We start from the raw sequence: 24,441 nt of genomic DNA, 5'->3' as shown, positions 1-24,441 counted from the left end.
GTCTTTTTGCTGTATACTGCTAACATTTTCTTCAGCTTGATTCTATTTTCCTAAAATATCCTTCATTTCATCTGAACGGTCCTTTCTTTCATCTGCACCTGTCTCCTCAGTCGCCGAGGATGGTGAAGTTGTTAGCGAATCATCTGTGTTACTTGCAGTGTAGTTTCCAGAAGTCCATGTGTCGAAATCTTGTGTACCCTGGTTATAAGAACTTTCGTCCTGTCTTACGAATGGTATTGGCTCATTTGGACTCACTTTGCTCAGATCCCGATCCAATGCGGTACGTACGGAAGTCTCGAGCTGTTGTTCCGCTCTCTGGACAATATTCGGATCACTCTTGATCAACTGAATAACTTCCTGATTAGGAGGGTAATTCGGAACCGCCTTTTCCTGCATTTCCGGTTCAACATAGGTGAGGGCGTAAATAGAAGCTTTATGGATATAAGCATCAACCATAGCGCTGGAGAACAATAAGATTTCTTGCTCGCTTAAGGTTGTCCAAAAGGCTGGATTCGATAGCTTGTCAATCCGCTTCTTTGCCAAAATGATATAATCCTGACCCGTCGGAAACTGAATCCGGATATCCACCACATTATCTTGTCTCAAATTGCTGGGTAGCCATATCGACTTCATTTCCCGGTTCCGTAAATCTCGGGGAGTGACTTCTTCTTCAAACAGCATTCCAAGTGTAATCGGCGTTCCCTTCCGAAGCTCAATCTTCACGCCCTTCCCAGCAACATCTTCTTTTCTAGTCGGAAGATTATCGGGGGAGGCTTCTAATGGCAAACGGATTTCTTGCAAATCTTTACTATCAATAAAGTGCCCTGCCGGAATGTCCTCGCGCGGAACCCAAGCCGTCCTCATCGATTTCAGGTCACCGATCTGTGCCTCTTCCAATGCCTCAATCCTCAGCTGATATTTCCGTGTTTCATCCTCATGACGATTGACATTGTCACTTTGGATAAAATAAAATCCCCCTGCCAGAACAACACCCATGAATCCAGCTCCAGCAAGTCCGGCATACAGCATTTTTTTGCTGCGCCGTGTAATGATTGGCATTTGTTCATTCTCCTTTCAAGTACAGGGATTACCCCCATGCAAAACGGAATCTTTTCTTGCGCTCTTTATTCGGTAAGAATCCTTCATAAATGATTTCCATAGCCTTCTCTGCCTCCAATGACATCTCAAATGGATCTCTATGAAGCGGAATGGCTACAACTTTACTGCCACCAAGTGATTTGCGAAGCTGATGGACGGCGCTAGAAGAAGCAAGTGGCAAAGCGTAAACCCGGTTTAGCTGATCATGGCGTGCCAGCATTCGAGCCAAAGTTAATACATCGTGCTGACGCCACTCGGCAGCTGAACCAATAATGATCGGAACATCCGCCCGCAGAAACTCTTCGAGTCGTTCATTATCACGATAAGTTCCCAGATCTAGCACTACCGCATCATAACCGCCTGCTAGCACAGAGATGACATCTCCCCTTGATGTTTGGCGCCAGTAGTCAATACCATTAATTGAAAACTTGCGGTCAGACCCTGTAGACGAGCCTTCAGCTATTTCCTGTATACGTGTAAAGGCCGTTCGTCCCGTCCCCATTTCAACAAGTGCCACTTTGCTATACCTTCGAGCTAAAAAATGTCCGATAGTTATACAGCTATGTGTCGTACCTACCCCTGGTGAGGTTCCTAGTACAGCAGTCACCAGTGTACCCGCCGCTCTTGCCTTAGACGTTGATCGTTGATCAGTTCCTTCAGGTCTGAGCGCCTGGGCCACCTCTTCAGCTGACTGGTATCGTAATTCCGGCTGATGCTGAAGAAGCTTACGCATGACGGGGAGCATCGCCTTGGAAATATCTCTCCGAATATGCTGCTCTACACCTGTAAACCATTCACTATATTTGCCTCCCGTTGTAAGAAAAAGAAAGAGCGCACCCAGTCCGTACAGATCCGATCTAGCATCGCTTTGACCACCACCATACTGTTCTGGCGCCGCAAACCCGACCGTACCGAGCTTAACCGTATCCTCATTCCGTTCCTGCTTGTAACTTCGGGCAATACCAAAGTCAATGAGCCTAACTTCCATTTCCTCCGTCAGCATAATATTAGATGGCTTAAGGTCCCTGAAAACGACGGGAGGCTGATGGGAATGAAGATAGCCAAGCACTTCAAGCAGCTGGTGAGCAAGCTGATGGATGAAATCAGTGGTCAGATGTCCCTTATAGCCTCGCAAATATTTATCGAGAGTCATTCCATGAATATAATCCATAACCATATAGGTATAACCAGCCTCGTCGGGCTGGAAAAAATCCACGATCCGCGGCAGACGGGCATGGCTTAACGTGGTCAGCAGTTCGGCTTCCGCCTGCACCGTCTGAAACATACCCGGTTGAGTTACGCTTTCTTTAACCGCCCATTTCTTCCCTGGCAGCTTCAAGTCTTCAGCGAGGTACACACAACTCATTCCACCCTCACCGAGCTTCCGTTCGATCCGGTAACGCTCCCCAAGTATCATTCCACGCTCCATTTTCGAAGGATGGTGCATTGCATCGTTTCCCCCTCTTTCGATATCAGTGGCCGTAAAAAAAGAAAGCACCCCGCCGGACCATCACGGTAAAACCGTGTTGATCCTGCGGGATGCTTTCCCTATCAAGCCGTTGGTTAATTTTGGAATCATTATAGATCATATTTAAACCATTTGTAAAGAGATTTATAAATTTTAGTACTTAATCATATATAGAGTTATTTCATCCCGGTTATGAAACAGCTGTTTTGCTCCCTGAATCTGCATCCGGGATTGTTCAAAAATATCCATGATATCATGAACAAGAGCCATCGGTTTTTTAGTCAGAAGCTTAACCGTAACCACCGCTGTGCCACCCGGAGCTAGACTGTAGAACAAATCCGTTACCAATCTGGCCATCTGTTTCGGGCTCCAACTCATATCACAGACGAGCAGATCAAACTGAGCTTCCTTAAATTTAACCTCGGAGGCATTCTTATTAACAATTCTCAGGTTTGGATGATGTATCAAAGATTCATGCATTTTCGCCGGATCCACTGCAGTAACCTGAAGTCCTCTTTCCAGCAAAAAACTGCTCCAGCCGCCAGGCGCTGCCCCAATGTCCAACGCATTACGGAAGGAATCGAAAGGAATGCCGAACTGTTTCTCGGCTTCGAGCAGTTTGAACTTGGCACGTGAAATTTGACCTTCCTCACGCTGAAATCGTATAGCACCACCATTCCAGTCGGATAAATTACGGTCAGGTTGTGATACACCTAGATACCAGGTGTCTTTTGCTGCAAATAGAGAAATCACCCATTCTGGATCCTGTACCGTGAATTCCGTCTCCAAAGGAGCTAGCTTCTCCTGTAGCTGATCACGCAATGCGCCAGGGTTTTCAGTCCAGCTACTGCCCTCCGCTTTTCTTACCTGCACAGACACACGACTTCCTTCAAGGTACTCCCTCTTCAGTAAATAAGATACAGCCTGCTCGAAAGCTTGATCTTTGTCAGCTCCCGGGATTTCCATAACAACCGGGAATATATGCCGCAAAAAGATGGGGGCCTTCTCCAAAATGCGTTCTGTAGCCTCTTGTATCGTCGTTGCCAGCGTAACTATAAAGACTTCCCCCGGAATAAGCATCGTGCTCTTCAAGCTGCCAAACAGGCGGCGAAGTTCTTCCTGCGCATAAGGCGCGAAACCATGATTAGCGGTACATATTAACTTTGCTGAGTGCTGTTCATTAACTTGCTCATTTACTGCGTTTTGTTCATCCAAGTGGATTACCCTCCAGAAATTACTTTGATCCAAGGACGTCCTCCGTCCCATTCCAGATCGACATCAATATCATAAGTCCGTTTTATAAGCTCTTTATTTAATACTTCTTCTTTACGTCCTGATCCAGCCAATTGGCCGTCTTTAATCAATGCAACATGAGTAAAAAGAGGTACGATTTCCTCAATATGATGAGTTACATAGACAACTGCTACATTTCTTTGTCTTAAACGGTCAATCTCCAGCAGCATTTTTTCACGTTCATACAAATCTAGTCCAGCACAAGGCTCATCCAAGATGAGCAGCTTCGGATTGGCCATCAAAGATCGGGCCAGCATGACCTTCTTGCGCTCTCCCTGAGACAAAGTGCCAAGCGGATGCTCCGCCAAATGACTGAAATTCATTTCCTCGAGCATCTTCAGCGCTTTTTCCTTTACATCCTCAGGAATGGTCTGGTAAAAACGTAAAAAAGCGAAGGCGCCAGTAGCAACGACTTCCCATACCGGGTCACTGAGTGACAGCTTCTCCATGAGGGATTGACTAATATAACCAATTTCTTTCCGTACTTCCCGGACATCACTGCGTCCATAGACATTACCCAAAACTTCCACACGACCACTGCTCGGAAACAGATAACCTGTCATCATCTCGAGCAGTGTCGTTTTACCGGAACCATTCCGTCCAAGTATGACCCAGTTCTCCCCCGAACCCATTTCAAGGGACACATCTTTCAGGATCTGCTCATCTCCTCTTCGGAGGAAAATATTTTGAAGTGAAATCATAACATCACACCCCTAACAAAGTTTAAAATATCCTGAACAGACCCCATACGGTAAAGCACTTGAGGAGGCTTGTCAGGCGTTCCTGAAATGGCAAGTAGAGCAGGAACACTTCGTATTTGATACTGCTGCACCAGCACTGGCAAAAAATTGACGTCCGCTTCCAATAGAGTTCCTTCCGGCAGAAGCTGTTCCGTGACGTCCAGCATTTTGCGGGCCGCCCCGCAAGTGCCGCACAACGGAGTATATAGAAATACGATTACCGGGGAAGTTTTCTTATCCCGCTGAACCAAACGTTCCTGCCATGCAAGACGCTCGATCAACTCACGCTCCGTTACAGAAATCATGAGGAGGACTCGGCCACTTTTCGTAAGACTTCATCAGGCATAGGGCCGTTATGCACAGTAACACTAGCAGGCATATTATCGTAAAGCATCTCATACATTTTTCTTCTTCCCCATGAACTGGAGGTGTGCAAATAAATTTGACGGGGATGGAGCTTTTCAACAACCATAGCAGCGACGACATCTCCACCAGTCATCTGATCCGGGCCAAGCTCAAAATCGAGTGATAAAATGTCCACTTCGCATTCCCGCAACATCATAAGACACTCTTCTCCATTGCGCGCAAGGGCAAAGCCCTTCGGGCAAGCGCGCCAATCATCCAGATACAGATGAATCATGTTCAATCCTCTCCTTGTTCAAATCCAGGACAACACCTGCGCAATATCCTCACGATGCGTCCCGTCCTCTCCCTGTTCACTTTCCAAAATAAACGCTTTGCCGCCCAACTCCGGTGATCGTACCAGTGCCTGAAGTGCTTCTGTACCTATCATACCGCGTCCGACGCGCTCATGCCTATCTCTTCTCGACCCTGCTCCGTATTTAGAATCGTTTAAATGCACAGCGGCCAGTTGATCCCAGTAACCCAGTTCAGTGCCTTTTTGAAGCAGCCTCTCTGTGTCATTAATGTTCCACTGTCCGGCTGCAAACAGATGACAGGTATCCATACAAAAACCGATTTTGTGAGGTTCATCAGCCAATTCTCTGACCTTTACCGATTCTTCCAGTGTCATGCCCATGTCTCCGTGATCGCCAGCCTGATTCTCGATCAGCAGCTTGGCCCTGCCCGTCCACTTGGATAGGACATCATTCATACACCGGATAATATGCTGATATCCTTGAAGAACATTTTCGCCTTTCAAATGTCCAAAATGAACAACGATTCCCAGCGATCCGCAACCTTCAGCAATAATTAAATCATTCATAAGAGATTCAACCGTAAGACGATAGTGCTCCTCTCCTCTGCTTAGACCGACAGCCATATTGCTTGGATACGGAGTGTGCGCAACAGACACAAGATCGTGCTCCCTACAGTATTCTGCACAGGCCAGGGCGTCTTTGAAATCAGGTGTTTTTATGTGCAGACTACGAGGATTTTTCGGGAAATATTGAAATGCCTTACCTCCGAGCTGATCAATATGACGGGCTGCTCCCAAGAAACCTCCACGCGTGCTAACATGACTTCCAATGCGGATGTTACATTTCATGCTGACAATTTGGACATAAGAACACCTTGCGTCCAGTTATCTCTGTTTTGACGATCGTTGTACCGCAGCGGACACAAGGCTCACCCTCACGGTCATATAACTTGCATTGATCAGCGTAATTGCCAGTCAAATCATCATCTTCGGTAAAGGGCATTTCCATATACCCTCCGCCTTCAGTTGCTTCTTTCAGGACATGATGTATACTCTCATAAAGCTGTTCCAGAGTTTCATTGGTCAGATTTTGAACCTTGGAAGCTGGATGAATTTTCGCGTGAAAAGCGATTTCGTCTGCATAGCAGTTGCCGATACCCGCTGACGCTTGCTGGTTAACAAGCAGACTTTTGAGGGCGCCGCGGCGTTTCTTCATGAGACTGACAAAGCGTTCCTTAGTCATTCTTCGATCAAGAAGTTCCGGTCCAAGCTGACTTAACGCTTCCTCTGTTTCTTTTGCTGACAGCTGATGAAGATACCCTAGACGAAGTCCGATAAAATACAACACCTTATCACCAAAAGATATTTCGATCTGAGTTGTCCGGGAAGGGCGTTCTTCATCGCCACGGGTCATATACAACAGTCCACCAAGCATAAGATGCAGAAGCAAACGACGTCCATTGTTCAGATGAAAAATGAGGTATTTTCCTCTTCTCTCCACAAAAATTACTTTGGAACCCATTAGGCTGGCTGAAAATTCCGCTGGAGGTACATTGATTGATTTTTCCCGATTTACAATCACATTGCTAATCGGAATGTTCAGGATACTAGCTGATAGCATTTTCCTGTAATTTTCCATCTCCGGAAGTTCCGGCATGATTCATCTACCCCTTCGTGTCACACATCATAATTGTCATGTCTACTCCGTCAATTACATAGCAGTTTCGCTGCTTCGTATAGGTCTTGGCAAATATAATCGGGACGGACACCGGCAGCAGTTATGTGGGCTTCCATATTATCATTGGTCGTGATACCGGTCATTACTAGTACCGTTCTGCATCCGGCATTTGCACCGGCAGCTATATCTGTTCTCAGATTATCACCGACCATGGCGGTTTCGGATGGAGAAAGCCCCAGCCGGTCTGTCGCATATTTCATCAGAATCGATGAGGGCTTTCCAATCACAACAGGCTTCACCCCGGAAGCAGCTTCAATAGCAGCACCCAGAGAACCTGCACCTGGTGTTAATCCTGTATCTGATGGCAGAAGTAAATCCGGATTCGTAAGCACGGAGGCCGCACCTTCATGAATCCATTGAACGGCTTTAGCTAATGAGACGTAGTTGAATGAACGATCGATCCCTTGAACTACATATTGAGGCTGTTCATCCGTTATGCTTAAGCCAGCATCTGTGAGCGCTCGCTCTAGTCCCTCTTCTCCCAGAATCGCCACTTTTGCGCCAGGTGATTCATGAGCTATATAATGTGCAGCAGCCAAGGATGAAGTACAGACTTCCTCTGGAGATGCCGGGATTCCCATCCCGATGAGATGTTCAGCTACTTGTTCCGGGGTTCGGGAAGAATTATTTGTTACAAATAGGTATGGCACCTTTTTTTCACGAAGCTGCTGTATTAGAGCATCCGCACCTTCAATCATGTTCTTTCCATGATATAACGTTCCATCGAGGTCGAGCAGCAATCCTTTCACTTGTTCCACGATAACACCTTCTTTGTCTGTCTTTGTTTATTGGGTTTACTATTAACATGATTAATTAACTTTCTGGAACATTGACATTCAACTTATAAAAACCTACTTAGACGATCATCCTTCAACCTTTTATCCAATATGTAATGTAACAATGATGTTGCGGTTACCACTATGTCTCATTGTAAAAGATGGGACCATACCCTGCAACCACATACGTTACCAGGAACGTCATAACATGACCACATCGCCGTACTTTTGACCCGCTGTTGGTCGAATGGGATCGAAGGTTGTCCAAGCAGTAGATTTCGTGAGAAGACCTTGTCATTTCCTGCGCTTTCCCGGAAAATAATTCAGTTTATTTCCTCATCTCTGAACAGGATAAAGCCCGAAATCCTCCGCTAATCTTGTATTGGGAAATACTTGTTTTGCCTCATCAAGCAGGGGCTGCAAATGCTCGATATCCTTATAACGAGAACTAAAATGCGTAAGCATCAGTTCCTTCACACCCGCTTCAGATGCCGCTTCTGCAGCCTGTAGAGCGGTGCTGTGATAGTACTCATTGGCAATATCCTGGAGTTCGTGCATAAAAGTCGCCTCATGAACCAAAAGATCAGAATCCTTGGCAAGAGGTACAATATTGGCACATGGGCGGGTATCTCCAAGAATGGTTACAACTCGTCCCTTTTTGGGAGCGAGCAGCACATCTGCCGCATGTACCACTTGGCCGCCAGGGGTCTGCACACTTTCTCCACGCTTAAGCTGGCCGTATAACGGCCCTGGCTTCAGTCCATAAGTCTCCAATCGTTTCAAATCCAGGTTACCGGGACGGTCCTTCTCCACAATCCGGTAACCATAGCTCTCGGCCCGATGTTCAAGCAGTGCAGATTCCACACGGAATCCGCTATCTTCAAACAACACTCCACCACTGTGCTCAACGACTTCCAGAGAATAATTAACCCGCGATTGACTGATATCCAGTGATGTTTCAATATAGGCTTTAATTCCCTTTGGTCCATAAATGGTAACTGGCGAGGTGGCTCCCTGAGCGCTGCGACTGGATAAAAGACCTGGCAATCCGAAAATATGATCACCATGCAGATGGGTAATAAATATTTTCTCAAGTCTTGTCATTTTCAGCGAGGATCGGAGAATCTGATGCTGCGTCCCTTCTCCACAATCAAACAACCACATACTACGCCGTTCCTCCAGCAGCCTTAGTGCAATGGAGGTAACGTTCCGTTGCAGTGTCGGAACCCCTGCGTTCGTCCCTAAAAAATAGAGTTCCATGCCTCTTCTCCCCTTCCAGGTGTGTAAACCGAGAAATCCCCCGAAAATATCGGAGGATTTCCAGTAAGTCTACACCCGCATCCAAATTGTTGTTTATGCTTTATCCACATTAAAATATTTTGCTTCCGGGTGGCTAAATACCATTGCTGAAACAGAGGCTTCAGGTTCCATCATAAAGCCTTCGGTAAGGTGAACCCCCATGTCTTCCGGTTTCATCAGTTTAAACAGAGGCTCCTGATCCTCCAGATCCGGACAAGCTGGATAACCGAAGGATACCCGAATTCCTTGATACCTTGCTCCGAGCCGTCTCTTCATGGTCATATCTTCTGGATCCGGAAATCCCCATGAATCCCGCATCATATGATGGACACGTTCAGCAAGCGCCTCAGCGGTCTCAAGAGCAACAGACTGCAGCGCATGAGAACGTAAATAGTCTCCCTTGTCTTTCCATTCTGCGGAAAGCTTGCCTACTCCGTGCCCAGCCGTTACGACCAGGAAGCCAACATAATCCATGACCCCGCTTTCGACCGATCTCAAGAAATCGGACAAACAGAGATATGGTTCCACCTGCTGCCTCGGAAAGCTGAACCGGTGAATAACTGTTGCCTTATCCTCCGGATCATAGATCAGAATATCATCACCCTCCGACTGTGCCGGGAAGAAGCGATACATCGCATGGGCTTGAATGATTCCGTCTTGAGTAGCTTCTTGTAATATATCATCTACCGTTGCTTTTAGGGAAACGGCTTTTAGATCCTGAGCTTGCAGTAGTTGTTCTACGGAACCGCGCAGACCTAAATGGTGTCCAAGAAGCATCTGCATATTGATATAAGGTAGTATATGAGATATTGGATAGTTACGAATGACATGCCGCTCCATATCCGGTGGAATGTACACCGGTGCTTCGGAAGATATTTTTGACCGTTTAACCCGTGTTTGTTCGGGCAAGTGTTTTTCTACTTGTGCTTCAGAGAAGTCGGCTTCCCGTTCCGCGTTAATATGATCTTCAATTTCCTTCCGTTGAACTGGGTCACTGAGCTTGTTGGCAATATCCAATCCATCCATAGCATCTTTGGCATACAGAACCATACCTTCATACTCAGGCCGGATTCGTGTTCTCGTGAATTTGCGTGTCAGTGCCGCACCGCCAACCATAATTGGCACACTGATACCGGCTGTTTTCAAATCCTGTGCCGTCAAAACCATCTGTTGGGCGGACTTCACCAGAAGGCCGGATAAACCGATTGCATCGGGCTTTTCACGACGGTAAGCCTCAATGATTTGCTCCGGTGGTACTTTTATACCCAAATTGATGATGTCGTAACCATTGTTACCCAGGATGATTTCGACGAGGTTTTTACCAATATCGTGAACGTCACCTTTTACAGTCGCAAGCATAATTTTGCCTTTAACCGACGTTTCGTTCTTCTCCATAAATTGTTCTAAATGAGCTACGGAAGCTTTCATTACTTCTGCGCTCTGCAAAACCTCAGCCACAATCAGCTCATTGTTGTTAAACAACCGGCCAACTTCCGTCATCCCTGCCATAAGCGGTCCGTTAATGACTTCAAGTGCACTATACTTCTTCAATGCCTCGTTCAAATCCGGGATGAGACCTTCTTTGGTGCCTTCCACAACATAGGTAGCCAGGCGATCTTCTAGACTTAAGTTTGATATTTTTTCTTTCTTCTCTACCTTCTTGTTCCGGAACGCTGCCACAAAGGCTGCAAGCGTCGAATCATTGGTACGGTAGATCAGATCTTCAGCCAGACGACGCTCCTCTTCAGGTATCGATGCGTAACGCTCCAGCTTCTCTGTATTAACAATGGCGTAATCAAGTCCCGCTTTTGTGCACTCATACAAAAATACGGAATTGAGCACTTCTCTCCCGGCTTCAGGAAGACCGAAAGAAACATTACTGATCCCAAGGATCGTATGGCATTCAGGCATCGCTTTTTTTATGAGGCGTATCCCTTCAATCGTTTCCTGTGCTGATCCGATATACTGCTCATCACCTGTGCCGACCGGAAACACCAAGGTATCAAAAATGATATCCTCCGGCTTGATGCCATACTTATTAACAAGTAGATCATACGAACGGCGAGCAACATTAAGCTTATCATTGCGATGAATAGCCTGTCCGCTCTCGTCAATTGTACCAACGACTACAGCCGCCCCGTATTTATGAACCAACGGAGTTACCTTTTCGAACTTTTCTTCACCATCTTCAAGGTTAATGGAGTTAATTATCGCTTTACCTTGCGAATAGCTGAGTGCTAGATCAATGACTTCAGGATCTGTAGTGTCCACCATTAGTGGTACCTTAACCTTTTTAACTACAAGCTCCAGAAATTTAATCATGTCATCTTGTTCTTCACGGTCCGGATCTTGGACGCAAATATCGATCACATGGGCCCCATTTTTGACTTGAGCGCGGGCAATTTCGGATGCTTCTTCGTATTTCCCTTCAACAATAAGACGCTTAAATTTACGGGAACCCAGGACATTTGTCCGTTCTCCAACCATGTACGGCCGGTTCTCCTGCTCGATATAGACCGGATCAATACCTGATAATGCAGGTAAGTGAGACCCGTTAAGCTGACGAGGTGGATACTGACTCATAGTATTAGACAAAGCACGGATATGATCCGGCGTAGTTCCGCAGCAGCCTCCGGCGATGTTAAGCCATCCTTTTTCCGCAAAAGCGCCCATCTTTTGAGCCAAAGAATCCGGAGACTCATGGTAATGTCCATTCTCATCAGGCAAACCTGCATTCGGGTAGCAGCTTACCGCCGCTTTAGACATATCTGACAAGGAGCGAATATGGTCCCTCATAAATTCCGGTCCTGTAGCGCAGTTCAAACCGATCGATATCGGTTCGATATGTTCTAATGATATGTAAAAAGCTTCAATGTTCTGACCGGCCAGAGTCGTACCCATTGGCTCAATTGTACCCGAAACCATGATTGGTAGCTGAATGCCTGACTTATCAAACGCTTGTCGTATGCCAATCGTTCCGGCCTTCACGTTAAGTGTATCTTGTGACGTTTCTAGCAATAAGGCATCAACGCCGCCTTCTATTAATGCAATAGCCTGTTCTTCGTAACTTTCAACTAACTCTTGAAACGTAACTCCTCCGGTAACCGACAGTGTTTTCGTAGTTGGCCCCATTGCCCCAACTACATAACGAGGTTTCTCGGGAGTTGAATATTTTGCAACGGCGGCGAGCGCCAGACGAGCCGCCTCCAAATTGATCTCTCGGGCAAGCTGAGGTACATCATAATCAGCCAATACGACCGCGGTTGCACCAAACGTGTTGGTTTCAATCAGATCTGCGCCCGCTTCCAGATATAGTTCGTGAATGGATTGAATGACATCCGGGCGATTTAACACCAGCATTTCGTTGCAGCCGTCCAAGTCGTCTCCGCCGAAATCCTGCGGTGAGAGGTCCTCCTGCTGTATCATGGTGCCCATAGCGCCATCAAGGATTAATATTCGTTCTTTTAGTACTTCTTGTAAGCTAGGTTTGCTCAATGTTTACCCCTCCCCGCAAAACGTTAAATCTTAGTGTAACAGAATATTTTTCAATAGAAAAGAACGAGATCTGAGGAAATGTGCGCCGTTTCAGCCTTAATTGATATTTTTCTAATGACAAATAACCGTGGCGAGGCTATAATACTTATTAATCCAAGTGGAGAAAGAGGGATAGGATATGGCAGAAATCGTTATTCGTAACACGAACGAGCGGATCACCGGAGTGGATAATGTTCGGGATTTTTTGAACAAACAAGAAGTTATTTATGAGCATTGGAACATTGAAAAGCTGCCGGAAGACTTGCAGACAAACTTTGCCTTGACCGATGAGGAGAAAAAACGCATTCTCGGTATTTATGATGCAGAAATCCGTGATTTGGCCTCCCGCCGTGGATATAAAATTTGGGATGTCATCACTCTATCCGAGTCGACGCCTAATCTGGAAGAGCTGTTGAATAAGTTTGAGGAAATTCACACGCATTCTGAGGATGAAATCCGTGCAATCGTAGGTGGTAAAGGTATTTTCATTATTAAAGGTGCCGATGACGTCGGCTACTTCAATGTTGAACTTGAACCAGGTGATGTTATTTCCGTACCGGAAAATACACCACATTTCTTCACCTTGATGGACAATCGTCAAATTATTGCTGTACGTCTTTTTGTTGAAGAGAATGGATGGGTAGCCCATCCCGTTGCTGACCCAGGTTTTCAATAAAGCAATTGTATCATTTACTTGTATATAAACTGTGGGGGTGTCTTAAAAGGTCCATTGACCTGGGACGCCCCTTTGCCTGTACTAAGACGCTACGTGCTTGACCGCTTATAAACATTGACAAAATAGAAACCTCTCATTGGTAAAATGAAGTGTCGAGCTACAAAACCAAGTAGGCCACCCAAGGATGAATTCTTGGGCAGCCTGTTTTTTTCGGTCACGCTTTAACCTATTCAGTTACTTTAAGCTCTTTCATCGGCATAGAGTGCTGTCCACGTGCAGTTACGTGTGATACAATCCGGTAAGTCCCCGGTTCCTTAAACGTCTTCTCCAGCTCGTAACTTCCACCTTGTGAATGCTCTACCGGTACTTTTGCCTGCATACCTCCACCTTCACGTGTGATTTCAAATTCAACAAGGTTTGCATCCTCGACAGGCTCACCAGATTGGGTCACCTTCGCTTGGATCATCACTTTCTCCCCGACAGCAGCCGTTTCGGCATTCAGAGTCAGGTCCACTATGATCGGATCCATCATCATTAGCTCCTCATTCTTGTCTGCTTTGCTATCACTGCATGCTGCCAAGGCGATTGCCACCATAATCATAGCGGAAATCAAAGCGTATCTTTTCTTTTTCACGATATCCACCTACTTTTCGAAATCATATGTAATACCTTTTTTATATTTTTTTCCTAATTCTTCAATTGTTCCATCATTATACATCTATTTAAACGGTCTAACATGTTCATTCACTTACAATTCTGTGACATTTGTCACAAAAAATAAACAAGAAAAAAGCCGGTAACCTCCACATCAATATGTGAGACGTCCGGCTTGCTCTTGTCTTTTAAGCTTGTTATGTTTTATGAACTGACCAAAATTACAAAGAAGACAATATGTCATGAAGCTCTGACAAACTCTGAATTTCATAGTCCGGTACAATGGAGGAATCTTTAGTACGGTCCGTCCGGTTGATCCATACGGTTGTCAGTCCCGCAGCGTTTCCACCCTTAATGTCGGTAGTCAGCTTATCCCCTACCATCACAGCATTCTCCGGTTCAACCCCCAGCAAACCAAGAGCATGGGTGAAAATAGATGCATCCGGTTTACCTTTTCCAAAATCACCCGAAATGACGATGTGATTAAAATAAGGTGCCAGTTCTGGAACTCCATCCAACTTTTCCTGTTGCAAATCAGGACTGCCATTCGTTAAAAGCAACAGCTTCACAGTATTCTGCAGCTCTTTCAGCACATCAAACGTTTCATCATACACATACGGACGCTTTCTTCGTTCAGCAGCAAACCGTTCTGCTAGCTCTTCTGCCAGTTCATTATTCTCTACTCCTAGAGACTTCAGCCCTCTGCGCCATGATTCTTTACGATAAACAGGAGCGAGCTCCTGAAGACGGCGGAACTCCGGCTGATCACCTGCTGTAAAGTTCGCCCACAAGCCTTCAAATGGGTTAATGCCGATCAATTTCGTAAATGTAAAGGTGTCATAGGATTCGTACAAAGAGCGCGCTTCGCTTCGAACTGCTGTGAGCAGAGCGGTTGCATCAATTCCGGTGCTTTCCGCCCCAGCCTGACAAGTTACCTCAAATGCTTCCTCTACACTTCTTTCATCCCACAATAGCGTATCATCCAGGTCAAACAGTACCGCAGTTGCCGGCATCTCTCCATCTCCCTTTACATGCCCTCTAAAATAGCAGGCAAATCCATTATTCGTGCTCTACTGGGATATTATTGATTTTCGCAAATTGCTCCAGTCTTTCCCCCATCGCTTTTGTATCATAACGGTTAATCAAACGCGAGAACACCCAATTTCCGCCACGAGCTTTATTCTCGATGACAACAGAACCTTGCAAAATTCTGATTTTGGATATTTCCGATGCCGTCAGCTTACGTTCACGGTTAAACTTAAAGGTAGATACTGTGCTGCGTCCTACTTTCAAGTATGGTTTCCGCAAAAAAATCATTAAAGCCAACAAAATGTACAAACTGACTCCGATGTAGTTCATTGTCTTACTGCCTGCTCCCGCATCAACTGTAGCCAACCCGAGCAGCGCATAAAGAACAGCCAGTGCAAGCAAAATGATTGGCAGAACGTATTTACGTCCTTTGAATACATCTCCGTCACTGGTTGATGTGTTCGTCGTTCCAAGTATTGCTTGTCCCTGCTTCTTGCGCTGCTTGTTAAGTTGAGACATATTCTTGCTAACTTTTCTTTCCCATGAACGAGACATGAGTCTCCCCCTCTTCGCTAAACTTCATATTATAGATCTCTTGAGCAGACAAGCGGAAAACGTTTAATGTTTCAAACCAGGACCGTCTTTCTCTTCATCTACCCATTCGATTGAATCCAACTGCTGTCGGAAGTTTCTCCGAAGATTATTAAGATAGACTTCACGAAGCTCAGAACGTTCTTTTTGTTCCTCCTCCGTCAACCCTTCATTTTTGTTTTTTCTCGCCAGAACGTTTATACGTTCTATTAAAGCATCGATATCCATACCTTCGCCTCCAATAAAAAATTCATTCTTAACTTTGACATGTCAAAAAGAGCTTGTCAAGGAAACCTCTCCTTACCAAGCTCGCATATGTGCTCTTCTTTATATTATACCATTATTTTAACAGATCATGAATTCCGTATCGGTGTATCATATCTTTCACCATAGAGGCAACGACAACACATCTCCTGCCTGAATATCCGGTCCTTTCAACTCGTTAACTTCCCTAATTGAACTGATGTATACCCTCGTGTCCATCTTCTTCGGTTTATGAGCCGCTGCAATACTCCAGAGCGAGTCACCAGGCTGCACAATAATATTCTTCTCCGCTGTCGGTTCCTCCAATCCCCCGGCAAAAACAGAAAATGCACCAGTACATCCTAAAACAACAATCAGCAGTATGAGCATCAATTTACCTGCCCCACGTGACTTGATAAGCTCCACCGTACGATTCCATAGAGAAGCCTGGCTATGTGTCTCTTCCTGAAACTGTCCTTCATAAATACTGCGGTATGTAGTGTATCTCAACATAATCATCATCCCCCAAACAAGTGTTCTCTTATGGATTTAAATATAACACGAACACTTGTTTGATTCAATACTTTTTACGAACGGTTGTTCTATTTGTTTTTTAGAACTTATGTTTGTGCGAACGGAAGTTCTATGTTATAATTTTCCCAAACGTTACTAAATGGGGTTGATACGGAATGTCGAAGATATCCAGCCGCCAGCAGGCGATATTGGAATTTATCCGCAACGAAGTTCGGAGCAAGGGCTACCCGCCTTCCGTACGAGAAATCGGTGAGGCTGTCGGACTGGCTTCCAGTTCAACAGTACATGGTCATCTGGACCGTTTGGAGAAGAAAGGCTTAATCCGTCGTGACCCTACGAAGCCAAGAGCCATTGAGCTGCTCGGGCAAGAAGAATCGGAGAACAGTAATTTATTCACACACACCATCTCCAGAGTTCCTGTCGTCGGTAAAGTTACTGCCGGTGTTCCTATCACTGCTACAGAGAACATTGAAGACTATTTCCCTCTACCGCAACATTTTGTAGGGGACAACAAAGTATTCATGTTAACCGTAATGGGTGACAGTATGGTTGAAGCTGGTATTCATAATGGAGATTATGTGATCGTCCGTCAGCAGCAGACCGCTGACAACGGCGACATTGTCGTAGCTATGACCGAGGAAGATGAAGCCACTGTGAAAACTTTTTATAAAGAGAAAGACCACATCCGTCTCCAACCGGAGAATCCGACATATGAGCCTCTTCGCTTAAACCATGTCACCATACTTGGTAAAGTTGTCGGCGTTTTTAGAGATATCCACTAGCCTTTATCTCAATACAAATTAAAGGTTACCGTCTTGTCTTGGACAAGCGGTAACCTTTTTTTACATCTTCATCTGTATTTCTATAGCTGGTAGGGTCTTCGTTCGTTTTTCTTAATCACGATCTTCGTGTTTATAACTCCCATTTTCGATATCAATATCACTCGGTCCTATTTGGACCCATTGTCCAACATTTCTATCGGTGTATACATACGTAACATGCAGCTCGTCCTCAAATATAACGTATACAGGAAATCGAGGCATTTTGCTAAAACGTGCTCTTATACTAACAATATCCTCTTCATTGTAGTTTTTATCATTCATAAGGTAGGAATGTAAATCATCCTCAAGCTTATTTAACTTCGACTGTAATAAAATATACCCAAGAATTAAAAGAATGACAAAAATTGCAAAGAACCATGCGATTTTCTTCATATAAGTTCCCCCTACAAACAAAAACCCCCGGCGCCCAGAGCGCCAAGGGTTTCAGCTATTAGTACAGAGTCATATATTGATCGCGTTCCCATTGATGTACTTGCGTTCTGTACATATCCCATTCGATTTCTTTCAGTTCGAAGAAGTGAGCCAAGGCGTGATCGCCAAGTGCATCACAGATGACTTCGTTGCGGAGCATTTCATTCACAGCTTCCTTCAGGTTTGCTGGCAGGCTAGGAATGCCTTCCTCGATACGCTCTTCTTCAGACATCACATAAATGTTACGGTCGATCGGAGCTGGCAATGTAAGCTTGCGCTTGATTCCGTCAAGACCCGCTTTAAGCATAACAGCCAAAGCCAGGTAAGGGTTGGCAGCCGGATCCGGGTTACGAACTTCCACACGGGTGCTTAGACCACGGGAAGCTGGAATACGGATCATCGGGCTGCGATTGCTCGCAGACCATGCTACATAACAAGGAGCTTCATAGCCTGGAACGAGACGCTTATAGGAGTTTACGGTAGGATTGGTAATGGCCGCATAAGCACGCGCGTGCTTAAGCTCACCAGCCATAAAGTGGCGTGCGGTCGCGCTAAGACCCAACTCATCACTTTCATCTACGAACATATTCTCTTTACCATTAAAGAGCGACATGTTGCAGTGCATACCAGAACCGTTCACGCCGAACAATGGTTTAGGCATAAATGTAGCGATCAAACCGTGCTGACGAGCAATCGTTTTAACAACGAGCTTGAAAGTTTGGATCTGATCAGCTGCTTTAATAGCATTCGCATATTTAAAATCGATCTCGTGCTGTCCAGGAGCAACTTCATGGTGGGATGCTTCAATTTCAAAGCCCATTTCTTCCAGTGTAAGCACGATATCGCGGCGGCAGTTCTCACCAAGGTCCGTAGGAGCCAGATCGAAATATCCGCCTTGGTCATTAAGTTCCATTGTTGGGTTGCCTTTTTCGTCTGTCTTGAACAGGAAAAATTCCGGCTCAGGACCGACATTCATAGACGTAAATCCCATTTCTTCCGCTTCTTTCAGACATCTCTTCAAAATGCCGCGTGGATCACCTGCAAACGGATTGCCGTCAGGCATGTAAACATCACAGATCAGACGAGCTACACGGTCTTGGGAAACCCAAGGGAAAATTACCCAGGTGTCAAGGTCTGGATAAAGATACATATCCGATTCTTCGATCCGTACATAACCTTCGATAGAAGAGCCGTCAAACATCATTTTGTTATCTAGAGCTTTAGGCAGCTGACTAACTGGAATTTCCACGTTCTTAATCGTTCCCAGCAAATCGGTAAACTGCAAGCGGATAAACCTAACGTTTTCTTCCTTGGCAATGCGCAGAATATCTTCTTTCGAATAACTCAACTCTATCCTCTCCCTCACAAAAGATCTGTTTATTTATTAAAAAAACGGGACAACTCTCCTTGAATCAAAGACACTTGACCCGGTCTTTTAGCCGTAATCAATTCCTGTTTTAACAGGCGGCGGAGCTGCGATTCCGACATTTCCCTGCGTCTATTCTCGGTGTCAGGTGTAATAACGGTCGCCTCTTCCGATTCCTTCGTTACCGGATTCATCACCTGTTTGATTCCCGCAATATTAACGCCCTTCTCAATCAATGCTTTAATCTCCAGAAGACGTTCTACATCGTTAAAAGAAAACAGCCGTTGATTGCCTGACGTCCGCGCAGGTACGATCAAACTATGCTGCTCGTAGTAACGAATTTGCCTTGCGGACAAATCGGTGAGCTTCATGACAATACCAATTGGAAATAAAGCCATATTTCTCCGGATCTCATCACCCATAACTCATCAACCTTCCAAGTGATCTTTTCTGTTCCATTGTATATTTCCTACTTTTATGTGTCAACCCTATGTTAGGAAATCTCACAACAAATTCCGTTCTTTCATCGTTTGCAGTGCCATTAGCACTCCATACTTAACATGGGAATAGGTCAAACCGCCTTGCATATATCCGATGTAAGGCTCACGGATAGGCGCATCGGCCGACAATTCCAGACTTCCGCCCTGAATAAACGTTCCAGCCGCCATAATTACGGGATGCTCATAACCAGGCATATCCCATGGTTCGGGTACCACATGGCTGTCTACTGCAGCTGCCCGCTGGATTCCCTGAACAAAAGCAATCAAATGTTCCGGACCGGAGAAAGAAACCGCCTGAATCAAATCGGTTCTCTTCTCATTCCAAGCTGGCTTGGTCACGAAACCGACCTCTTCGAAGATAGCAGCCGCAAATATGCTTCCCTTCACGGCTTGTCCTACTGTATTCGGTGCAAGAAACAATCCTTGGTAAATCCCGCGTGTAGTTCCCAACATGGCACCTACTTCACGGCCGATACCTGGCGCTGTCAATCGGTATGCAGCTTGATCTACATATTTCTCTTTACCGCAAATATAACCACCGGTTTCCGCTAACCCGCCACCGGGATTTTTTATGAGCGAACCTGCCATCAAATCCACGCCAACCTCTGTCGGTTCATGCTCCTCTGTGAACTCTCCGTAACAGTTATCTACGAACACGATAACGTCCTGCTTGATAGCTTTAACCTTGTCCACCATCACACCGATTTCTTCCACTGTAAAGGAGGAACGCCAATCATAACCGCGTGAACGCTGAATCCCGATCACCTTGGTTGCGGAGTTTATAGCTTTACTTACTCCGTCCCAATCAATTCCCCCGTCTTCAAGCAGACTAACTTCACGGTAGCCGATACCAAAATCCTTCAGCGAACCCGTACCGTCTCCCTCTTCCCCAATAACCTTGTGGAGCGTGTCGTAAGGACGCCCCGTTATGTATAGTAATTCATCTCCCGGGCGCAAAACGCCAAACAAAGCTGTGGATATCGTATGCGTCCCGGAAGCAAAATGAGGACGTACCAGGGCCGATTCGGCCCTGAATATGTCAGCATAAACTTCATCCAGCACTTCCCGCCCGCGGTCGTTGTATGCATAACCAGTCGAACCGGCGAAGTGAAAGTCGCTTACTTTGCTCCGCTGAAACGCTTCAATGACCTTCCACTGGTTCCGGTCAACAATGCGGTCAATCTCTCGTAAACTCTCTACGATCTTTTGTTCTGCCAAACCACTTAATTCTTCGATGTCTTTCGAAAATCTAGCCATTTCGTACGGTCTCTCCTCTGTCTCTCTCATAATTTTCACAACTACTGTTCGATATAATCCTTCAGCATATAACCCATCTTGTCATAATCCGCTTTGTTAATCCGGACTTCATATATAATGTCGTTCTCTTCGAAGGTCTGCTCGATAACGTCCCCAATCCGGTATATGGTAGAGCTGACATCTCCACGATCCGCAGGAATGCGGAATTTTACGTTACCTCCCGAAAGATGCTCCTGAATCGCATGCTTTACTGAATCTAGATCTTTCTCATCATAAGCACTGATCTTCAGGAATCCTTCGCCAGAAGGAAGCATCTCCAGCTGCTCCGGATCACAAGCGTCTTTTTTGTTAAACAAGACTAATTGCGGTTTATCTGCCGCGCCAAGCTCTTCCAAAATAGACTGCACGACGGACATCTGATCTTCCCGCATTGCTGAGGAAGCATCTACTACATGTAGGATCAAATCTGCTTCATTGGCCTCTTCCAGTGTTGCACGGAACGCAGCAACCAGATCGTGCGGCAGATTTTGAATAAATCCAACCGTATCAGTCAACACGACTTCTTTGCCGCTTGGCAGCTCTAACACCCGGGATGTTGGGTCCAGTGTAGCAAACAATTTATTTTCAATATAAACATCCGCTGCAGTCAAACGATTCAGCAGCGTAGACTTTCCCGCATTCGTGTAGCCAACCAGAGCTACTTGAACTGCTCCGGTCTTCTTCCGGCGCTCACGGTGCAGAACACGATGTTTTGTTATTTCGTCCAACTGGCGTTTTAAGTCACTGATCCGGCCTCTGATATGCCGACGGTCCGTTTCTAGCTTGCTTTCGCCGGGTCCTCTCGTACCTATACCGCCTCCAAGCCGTGACAGGTTTTTACCGTGGCCTGACAAGCGAGGCAGCAAATAACTGTGTTGAGCGAGCTCTACCTGGATAATCCCTTCACGGGTCTTGGCACGCTGCGCAAAAATATCTAATATCAATTGCGTTCTGTCAATAATTTTCACATCTAAAGTTTCTTCCAGGTTACGAACCTGTGCTCCAGACAGCTCCTGATCAAATATGGCCGTGTTGGCTTCCAAACCGTCAATAGCCATACGGAGTTCTTCCACTTTACCTTTTCCGATAAACCACTTGGAATCCGGTGTTTCACGGTTTTGTGTAATAACCTCGAGGACCTGAACACCCGCGGTTTCAGCCAATTGAACAAGCTCTTGAAGTGAATGTTCGGTATTGATGCCTGACCTCTTTACTTGATCAGTTACAAGACTAACCAGTACAGCTTTATCCGGTAAATTTGTCTTCGTCTCGTGAATGTCATTTGCCATAGTCATTGCTCCTTTAATCTTTGATGTCATCAAGAACAGCTTATCTGCACAAGTTCGTGTCTAGCTTCCCATTAGACTTTGTTCGCAAGTTTAAAATCCTCCGGACGAATTGTCATTAATTCAAGCTTGCTCGGATTTCCGGCAACATAATGATTCAGCAGCCGTACCGCCTGATTCCGGATCGATTTCTCAATCAGATTGCGAACATAACGGGCGTTGCTGAAAGCATGAAGGTGGTTGTCTTTTTCCGCCTGAAGATGTTCCTTCAGTTTAATCATGGACTGCGGCATAAGAATATAATCTCTCTCTTTAGCCATCAGCTCGGATATTTGAATCAACTGATCCATATTGTAATCCGGAAAATCCATCTGTATCGGGAATCGCGAATGAAGTCCGGGGTTACTGCACATGAAAAAATCAATTTCATCCGAATAGCCGGCCAAAATAAGAACGAACTGGTTCTTATGATCCTCCATCGCCTTTACCAGCGTATCTATTGCTTCCTTACCAAAGTCTTTTTCCCCGCCCCGGGCAAGGCTATACGCTTCATCGATGAATAAAATACCGCCGATCGCCTTTTTCACCAAATCTCTTGTTTTCTGAGCAGTGTGTCCGATATATTCGCCCACGAGATCCGCCCGCTCAACTTCTACCAAATGTCCTTTGTTTAGAACGCCCATTTTTTGAAACAGCTTAGCAACAATACGTGCAACCGTTGTTTTTCCTGTACCTGGATTACCTTTAAAAATCATATGAAACACATGACCACCGCTTAACAGCCCGGCCTCAGAACGCATCTGTGCCACTTGTAGTAAAGCATAAATCTCATAAACCAGCTCTTTAATCTGATCAAGCCCCACCAATTGGTCGAGCTCCTTCTGAATTTCCAGAAATAGACCGTGCTGCGACAATGGACTCGGCGATGGGGCCGGTTCGCGCTCGGGAACTACAGTACTGACCAGTGGGGGTTCAGCACTGCGGAGCACGACATTTATCTGTCTGGAAGGCCGTCCCTCAGACCGGTTTCCGGCGGCCGTTACACGTCCGTTCATAGCTCCTCACCTCTTTATCCAAAGGGCTGACTATCTATTCCAATGTATTCTATTTATTAGCAGGTTATTAGAAGTTTCATCACTTCCACCCAAGTGTGATCAGGAACCGGTCCACAGTCCATTTTGTATAAGCAAGAATCTCACGACCCTTATGCTTTGCCATTGGAAGTACCGTAGATGTGGTTAAGGCCATCGTGGGGTTTTCATAACCTAGCGTCTCAGCAACTTCCAACGACCTCGTGCCGTGATAATCATGAGTAACAATTATTGCGGAAGACCATCCGTGCTCTTTCATGATCCGCTTGCTGAACAACAGGTTTTCATAAGTGCTTGTTGCTTCATTTTCTAAAATAATATCACTCTCAGAAACACCTGCTTCAACAAGGTAATTCCGCATTCCTTCGGCTTCAGTATACTTCAATCCAGGTGCATCAAGTCCACCGGTTACGATAAATGAATTGTAAAATCCCTCTTCATAAAGCTTGAGTCCATGCTCCAGCCTTTCTCTAAGACCAGGACTAGGATGGTCCCCCCACATAGAAGCTCCTAATATTATTCCGACATCCGCTTCAGCTTTTACCGTGCTTTCAGCTCTATTAATCTGATAATACACGTAGGCGGACCATACAATCCCCATCAAAAATAGAGCGAGCACTCCATACAAACATCGCTTCAACCAAGGACGTCCTTTAGAAGAATTAGAGCTTTTCATCCCGGTAAACATAGGTTGGCGCATTATTTCTTCCTCCTGAATTCTCCGTTGTGAAATAAACGGTCACGATGCTCAAGGGACATCATAAAGTAAGGAAATTCATGCGCGTCAATTGCCCGGAGCACTCTGCGAGCCGTAACTTTAGCTTGCCGGTAATCATCTCGGGTGATGTCACTCCGCCGAAGCGCATCCTCCAATTCATCCTCATCCAACAGAAATACCTCACCGTCCTTATTTACCACAACATCAAGATATAAATCATCAAACCATGGAACGCCCTGATCGGTGACACCCTGCTTCTTGCATATGTCAATATACCACTGAACAATTTGGCGCTTGTCGTCGAACATAGCTGTTACAATGAAATGACTATCTTTTGGATAATACTGTAGCCAGGAATATCCCTTATCCGCAATGCGGTATGTATGCTGCCCATATGTTTTCCATAGCGGTTCTTTCAGGCCATATATTGTATACAAGGTAAGATATCCCGTGAACTGATCACACTCCACATAACGGGAAGTGAAGTGCCGGCGGGTAATACGGCGCCAATTCGCCCGGTCTCCGAATTTACGTTTCATGGAACTTTTCCTCCCCATATCGTAACCTCAGCTTACCACATTTAAGTTACACACTCAAAAA

The 24,441-nt window shown here is 45.6% G+C and carries 26 protein-coding genes; 2 read left to right on the top strand and 24 right to left on the bottom strand.

What is annotated here, in order from left to right; all coding sequences use genetic code 11:
* Positions 1–42: 42 nt before the first annotated feature.
* The 11 genes from MNQ98_RS12910 to metH form a co-directional block, all read right to left on the bottom strand.
* A complete protein-coding gene (locus tag MNQ98_RS12910) occupies positions 43–1,059 on the bottom strand; it encodes an SAF domain-containing protein (protein ID WP_241933525.1) in 1,017 nt (338 codons plus the stop codon).
* A gap of 28 nt (positions 1,060–1,087) precedes the next feature.
* The gene (locus MNQ98_RS12905; RefSeq protein ID WP_241933524.1) at positions 1,088–2,545 is read right to left on the bottom strand and encodes a serine/threonine protein kinase; all 1,458 of its coding nucleotides are present in this window, start codon (positions 2,543–2,545) and stop codon (positions 1,088–1,090) included.
* Positions 2,546–2,719: 174 nt separating this feature from the next.
* Complete coding sequence (locus MNQ98_RS12900; RefSeq protein WP_241933523.1) at positions 2,720–3,781, bottom strand: 23S rRNA (cytidine(2498)-2'-O)-methyltransferase RlmM; 1,062 nt, start codon at positions 3,779–3,781, stop codon at positions 2,720–2,722.
* Positions 3,782–3,786: 5 nt separating this feature from the next.
* Positions 3,787–4,560, bottom strand: coding sequence for an ABC transporter ATP-binding protein (locus MNQ98_RS12895; RefSeq protein WP_241933522.1), 774 nt, complete (start codon positions 4,558–4,560; stop codon positions 3,787–3,789).
* On the bottom strand, positions 4,557–4,904 hold the full coding sequence (locus MNQ98_RS12890) for a thioredoxin family protein (protein WP_241933521.1): 348 nt from the start codon (positions 4,902–4,904) through the stop codon (positions 4,557–4,559). The genes MNQ98_RS12895 and MNQ98_RS12890 overlap by 4 nt, the downstream gene beginning before the upstream one ends.
* Positions 4,901–5,239, bottom strand: coding sequence for a cyclic-phosphate processing receiver domain-containing protein (locus MNQ98_RS12885; protein WP_241933520.1), 339 nt, complete (start codon positions 5,237–5,239; stop codon positions 4,901–4,903). Before MNQ98_RS12885 ends, MNQ98_RS12890 begins: the two co-directional genes overlap by 4 nt.
* A gap of 18 nt (positions 5,240–5,257) precedes the next feature.
* Positions 5,258–6,106 (bottom strand): deoxyribonuclease IV, encoded by an 849-nt coding sequence (locus MNQ98_RS12880; protein WP_241933519.1) that lies wholly within the window; start codon positions 6,104–6,106, stop codon positions 5,258–5,260.
* The gene (gene mutM, locus MNQ98_RS12875; RefSeq protein ID WP_241933518.1) at positions 6,096–6,914 is read right to left on the bottom strand and encodes a DNA-formamidopyrimidine glycosylase; all 819 of its coding nucleotides are present in this window, start codon (positions 6,912–6,914) and stop codon (positions 6,096–6,098) included. Before mutM ends, MNQ98_RS12880 begins: the two co-directional genes overlap by 11 nt.
* Positions 6,915–6,964: 50 nt before the next feature.
* Positions 6,965–7,753 (bottom strand): TIGR01457 family HAD-type hydrolase, encoded by a 789-nt coding sequence (locus tag MNQ98_RS12870; protein WP_241933517.1) that lies wholly within the window; start codon positions 7,751–7,753, stop codon positions 6,965–6,967.
* A gap of 354 nt (positions 7,754–8,107) precedes the next feature.
* Positions 8,108–9,031, bottom strand: a complete 924-nt coding sequence (gene rnz, locus MNQ98_RS12865; protein ID WP_241933516.1) for a ribonuclease Z — start codon at positions 9,029–9,031, stop codon at positions 8,108–8,110.
* Positions 9,032–9,124: 93 nt separating this feature from the next.
* Positions 9,125–12,565: a methionine synthase gene (metH, locus tag MNQ98_RS12860; protein ID WP_241933515.1), complete on the bottom strand. Its 3,441-nt coding sequence runs from the start codon at positions 12,563–12,565 to the stop codon at positions 9,125–9,127.
* A gap of 178 nt (positions 12,566–12,743) precedes the next feature.
* Between metH and MNQ98_RS12855 the strand changes: the two genes are divergently transcribed.
* On the top strand, positions 12,744–13,280 hold the full coding sequence (locus tag MNQ98_RS12855; protein ID WP_241933514.1) for a cupin domain-containing protein: 537 nt from the start codon (positions 12,744–12,746) through the stop codon (positions 13,278–13,280).
* A 226-nt stretch (positions 13,281–13,506) separates the two neighbouring features.
* Here the strand turns inward: MNQ98_RS12855 and MNQ98_RS12850 are convergent, their stop codons facing one another.
* From MNQ98_RS12850 to MNQ98_RS12830, 5 genes are all read right to left on the bottom strand, one after another.
* A complete protein-coding gene (locus MNQ98_RS12850; protein ID WP_241933513.1) occupies positions 13,507–13,914 on the bottom strand; it encodes a FixH family protein in 408 nt (135 codons plus the stop codon).
* A gap of 241 nt (positions 13,915–14,155) precedes the next feature.
* Positions 14,156–14,947: an HAD family hydrolase gene (locus MNQ98_RS12845; RefSeq protein WP_241933512.1), complete on the bottom strand. Its 792-nt coding sequence runs from the start codon at positions 14,945–14,947 to the stop codon at positions 14,156–14,158.
* A gap of 46 nt (positions 14,948–14,993) precedes the next feature.
* Positions 14,994–15,518, bottom strand: coding sequence for a hypothetical protein (locus MNQ98_RS12840; protein WP_241933511.1), 525 nt, complete (start codon positions 15,516–15,518; stop codon positions 14,994–14,996).
* A 63-nt stretch (positions 15,519–15,581) separates the two neighbouring features.
* Positions 15,582–15,782: a DUF896 domain-containing protein gene (locus MNQ98_RS12835; RefSeq protein WP_208914251.1), complete on the bottom strand. Its 201-nt coding sequence runs from the start codon at positions 15,780–15,782 to the stop codon at positions 15,582–15,584.
* Between the two features lie 156 nt (positions 15,783–15,938).
* Positions 15,939–16,310 carry a LysM peptidoglycan-binding domain-containing protein gene (locus MNQ98_RS12830; protein ID WP_241933510.1) on the bottom strand — a complete coding sequence of 124 codons (372 nt, stop codon included), beginning with the start codon at positions 16,308–16,310 and terminating at the stop codon, positions 15,939–15,941.
* Positions 16,311–16,486: 176 nt separating this feature from the next.
* Here MNQ98_RS12830 and lexA point away from each other — a divergent pair, with 176 nt between their 5' ends.
* Complete coding sequence (gene lexA, locus MNQ98_RS12825; RefSeq protein ID WP_208914253.1) at positions 16,487–17,113, top strand: transcriptional repressor LexA; 627 nt, start codon at positions 16,487–16,489, stop codon at positions 17,111–17,113.
* Positions 17,114–17,224: 111 nt separating this feature from the next.
* On the opposite strand, the gene MNQ98_RS12820 is transcribed toward lexA, so the two are convergent.
* The 8 genes from MNQ98_RS12820 to MNQ98_RS12785 form a co-directional block, all read right to left on the bottom strand.
* On the bottom strand, positions 17,225–17,545 hold the full coding sequence (locus tag MNQ98_RS12820) for a DUF3139 domain-containing protein (RefSeq protein ID WP_241933509.1): 321 nt from the start codon (positions 17,543–17,545) through the stop codon (positions 17,225–17,227).
* A 58-nt stretch (positions 17,546–17,603) separates the two neighbouring features.
* Complete coding sequence (glnA, locus tag MNQ98_RS12815) at positions 17,604–18,932, bottom strand: type I glutamate--ammonia ligase (RefSeq protein WP_241933508.1); 1,329 nt, start codon at positions 18,930–18,932, stop codon at positions 17,604–17,606.
* Between the two features lie 29 nt (positions 18,933–18,961).
* Positions 18,962–19,372 carry a MerR family transcriptional regulator gene (locus MNQ98_RS12810; RefSeq protein ID WP_208914257.1) on the bottom strand — a complete coding sequence of 137 codons (411 nt, stop codon included), beginning with the start codon at positions 19,370–19,372 and terminating at the stop codon, positions 18,962–18,964.
* Between the two features lie 81 nt (positions 19,373–19,453).
* Entirely contained in the window at positions 19,454–20,707 is a 1,254-nt protein-coding gene (locus MNQ98_RS12805; protein ID WP_241933507.1) for a methionine gamma-lyase family protein, read from the bottom strand.
* A 41-nt stretch (positions 20,708–20,748) separates the two neighbouring features.
* A complete protein-coding gene (gene hflX, locus MNQ98_RS12800) occupies positions 20,749–22,035 on the bottom strand; it encodes a GTPase HflX (RefSeq protein ID WP_241933506.1) in 1,287 nt (428 codons plus the stop codon).
* Positions 22,036–22,106: 71 nt separating this feature from the next.
* Positions 22,107–23,087 (bottom strand): AAA family ATPase, encoded by a 981-nt coding sequence (locus tag MNQ98_RS12795; RefSeq protein ID WP_241933505.1) that lies wholly within the window; start codon positions 23,085–23,087, stop codon positions 22,107–22,109.
* A 79-nt stretch (positions 23,088–23,166) separates the two neighbouring features.
* On the bottom strand, positions 23,167–23,823 hold the full coding sequence (locus MNQ98_RS12790; protein WP_241933504.1) for a YdcF family protein: 657 nt from the start codon (positions 23,821–23,823) through the stop codon (positions 23,167–23,169).
* Positions 23,823–24,380: a ribonuclease FAU-1 family protein gene (locus MNQ98_RS12785; RefSeq protein WP_208914262.1), complete on the bottom strand. Its 558-nt coding sequence runs from the start codon at positions 24,378–24,380 to the stop codon at positions 23,823–23,825. Before MNQ98_RS12785 ends, MNQ98_RS12790 begins: the two co-directional genes overlap by 1 nt.
* Positions 24,381–24,441 lie beyond the last annotated feature (61 nt).

The organism is Paenibacillus sp. N3/727 (assembly GCF_022637315.1).
Lineage (GTDB): Bacteria > Bacillota > Bacilli > Paenibacillales > Paenibacillaceae > Paenibacillus_AQ > Paenibacillus_AQ uliginis.
This window is presented reverse-complemented; position numbering and strand designations above follow the sequence as displayed.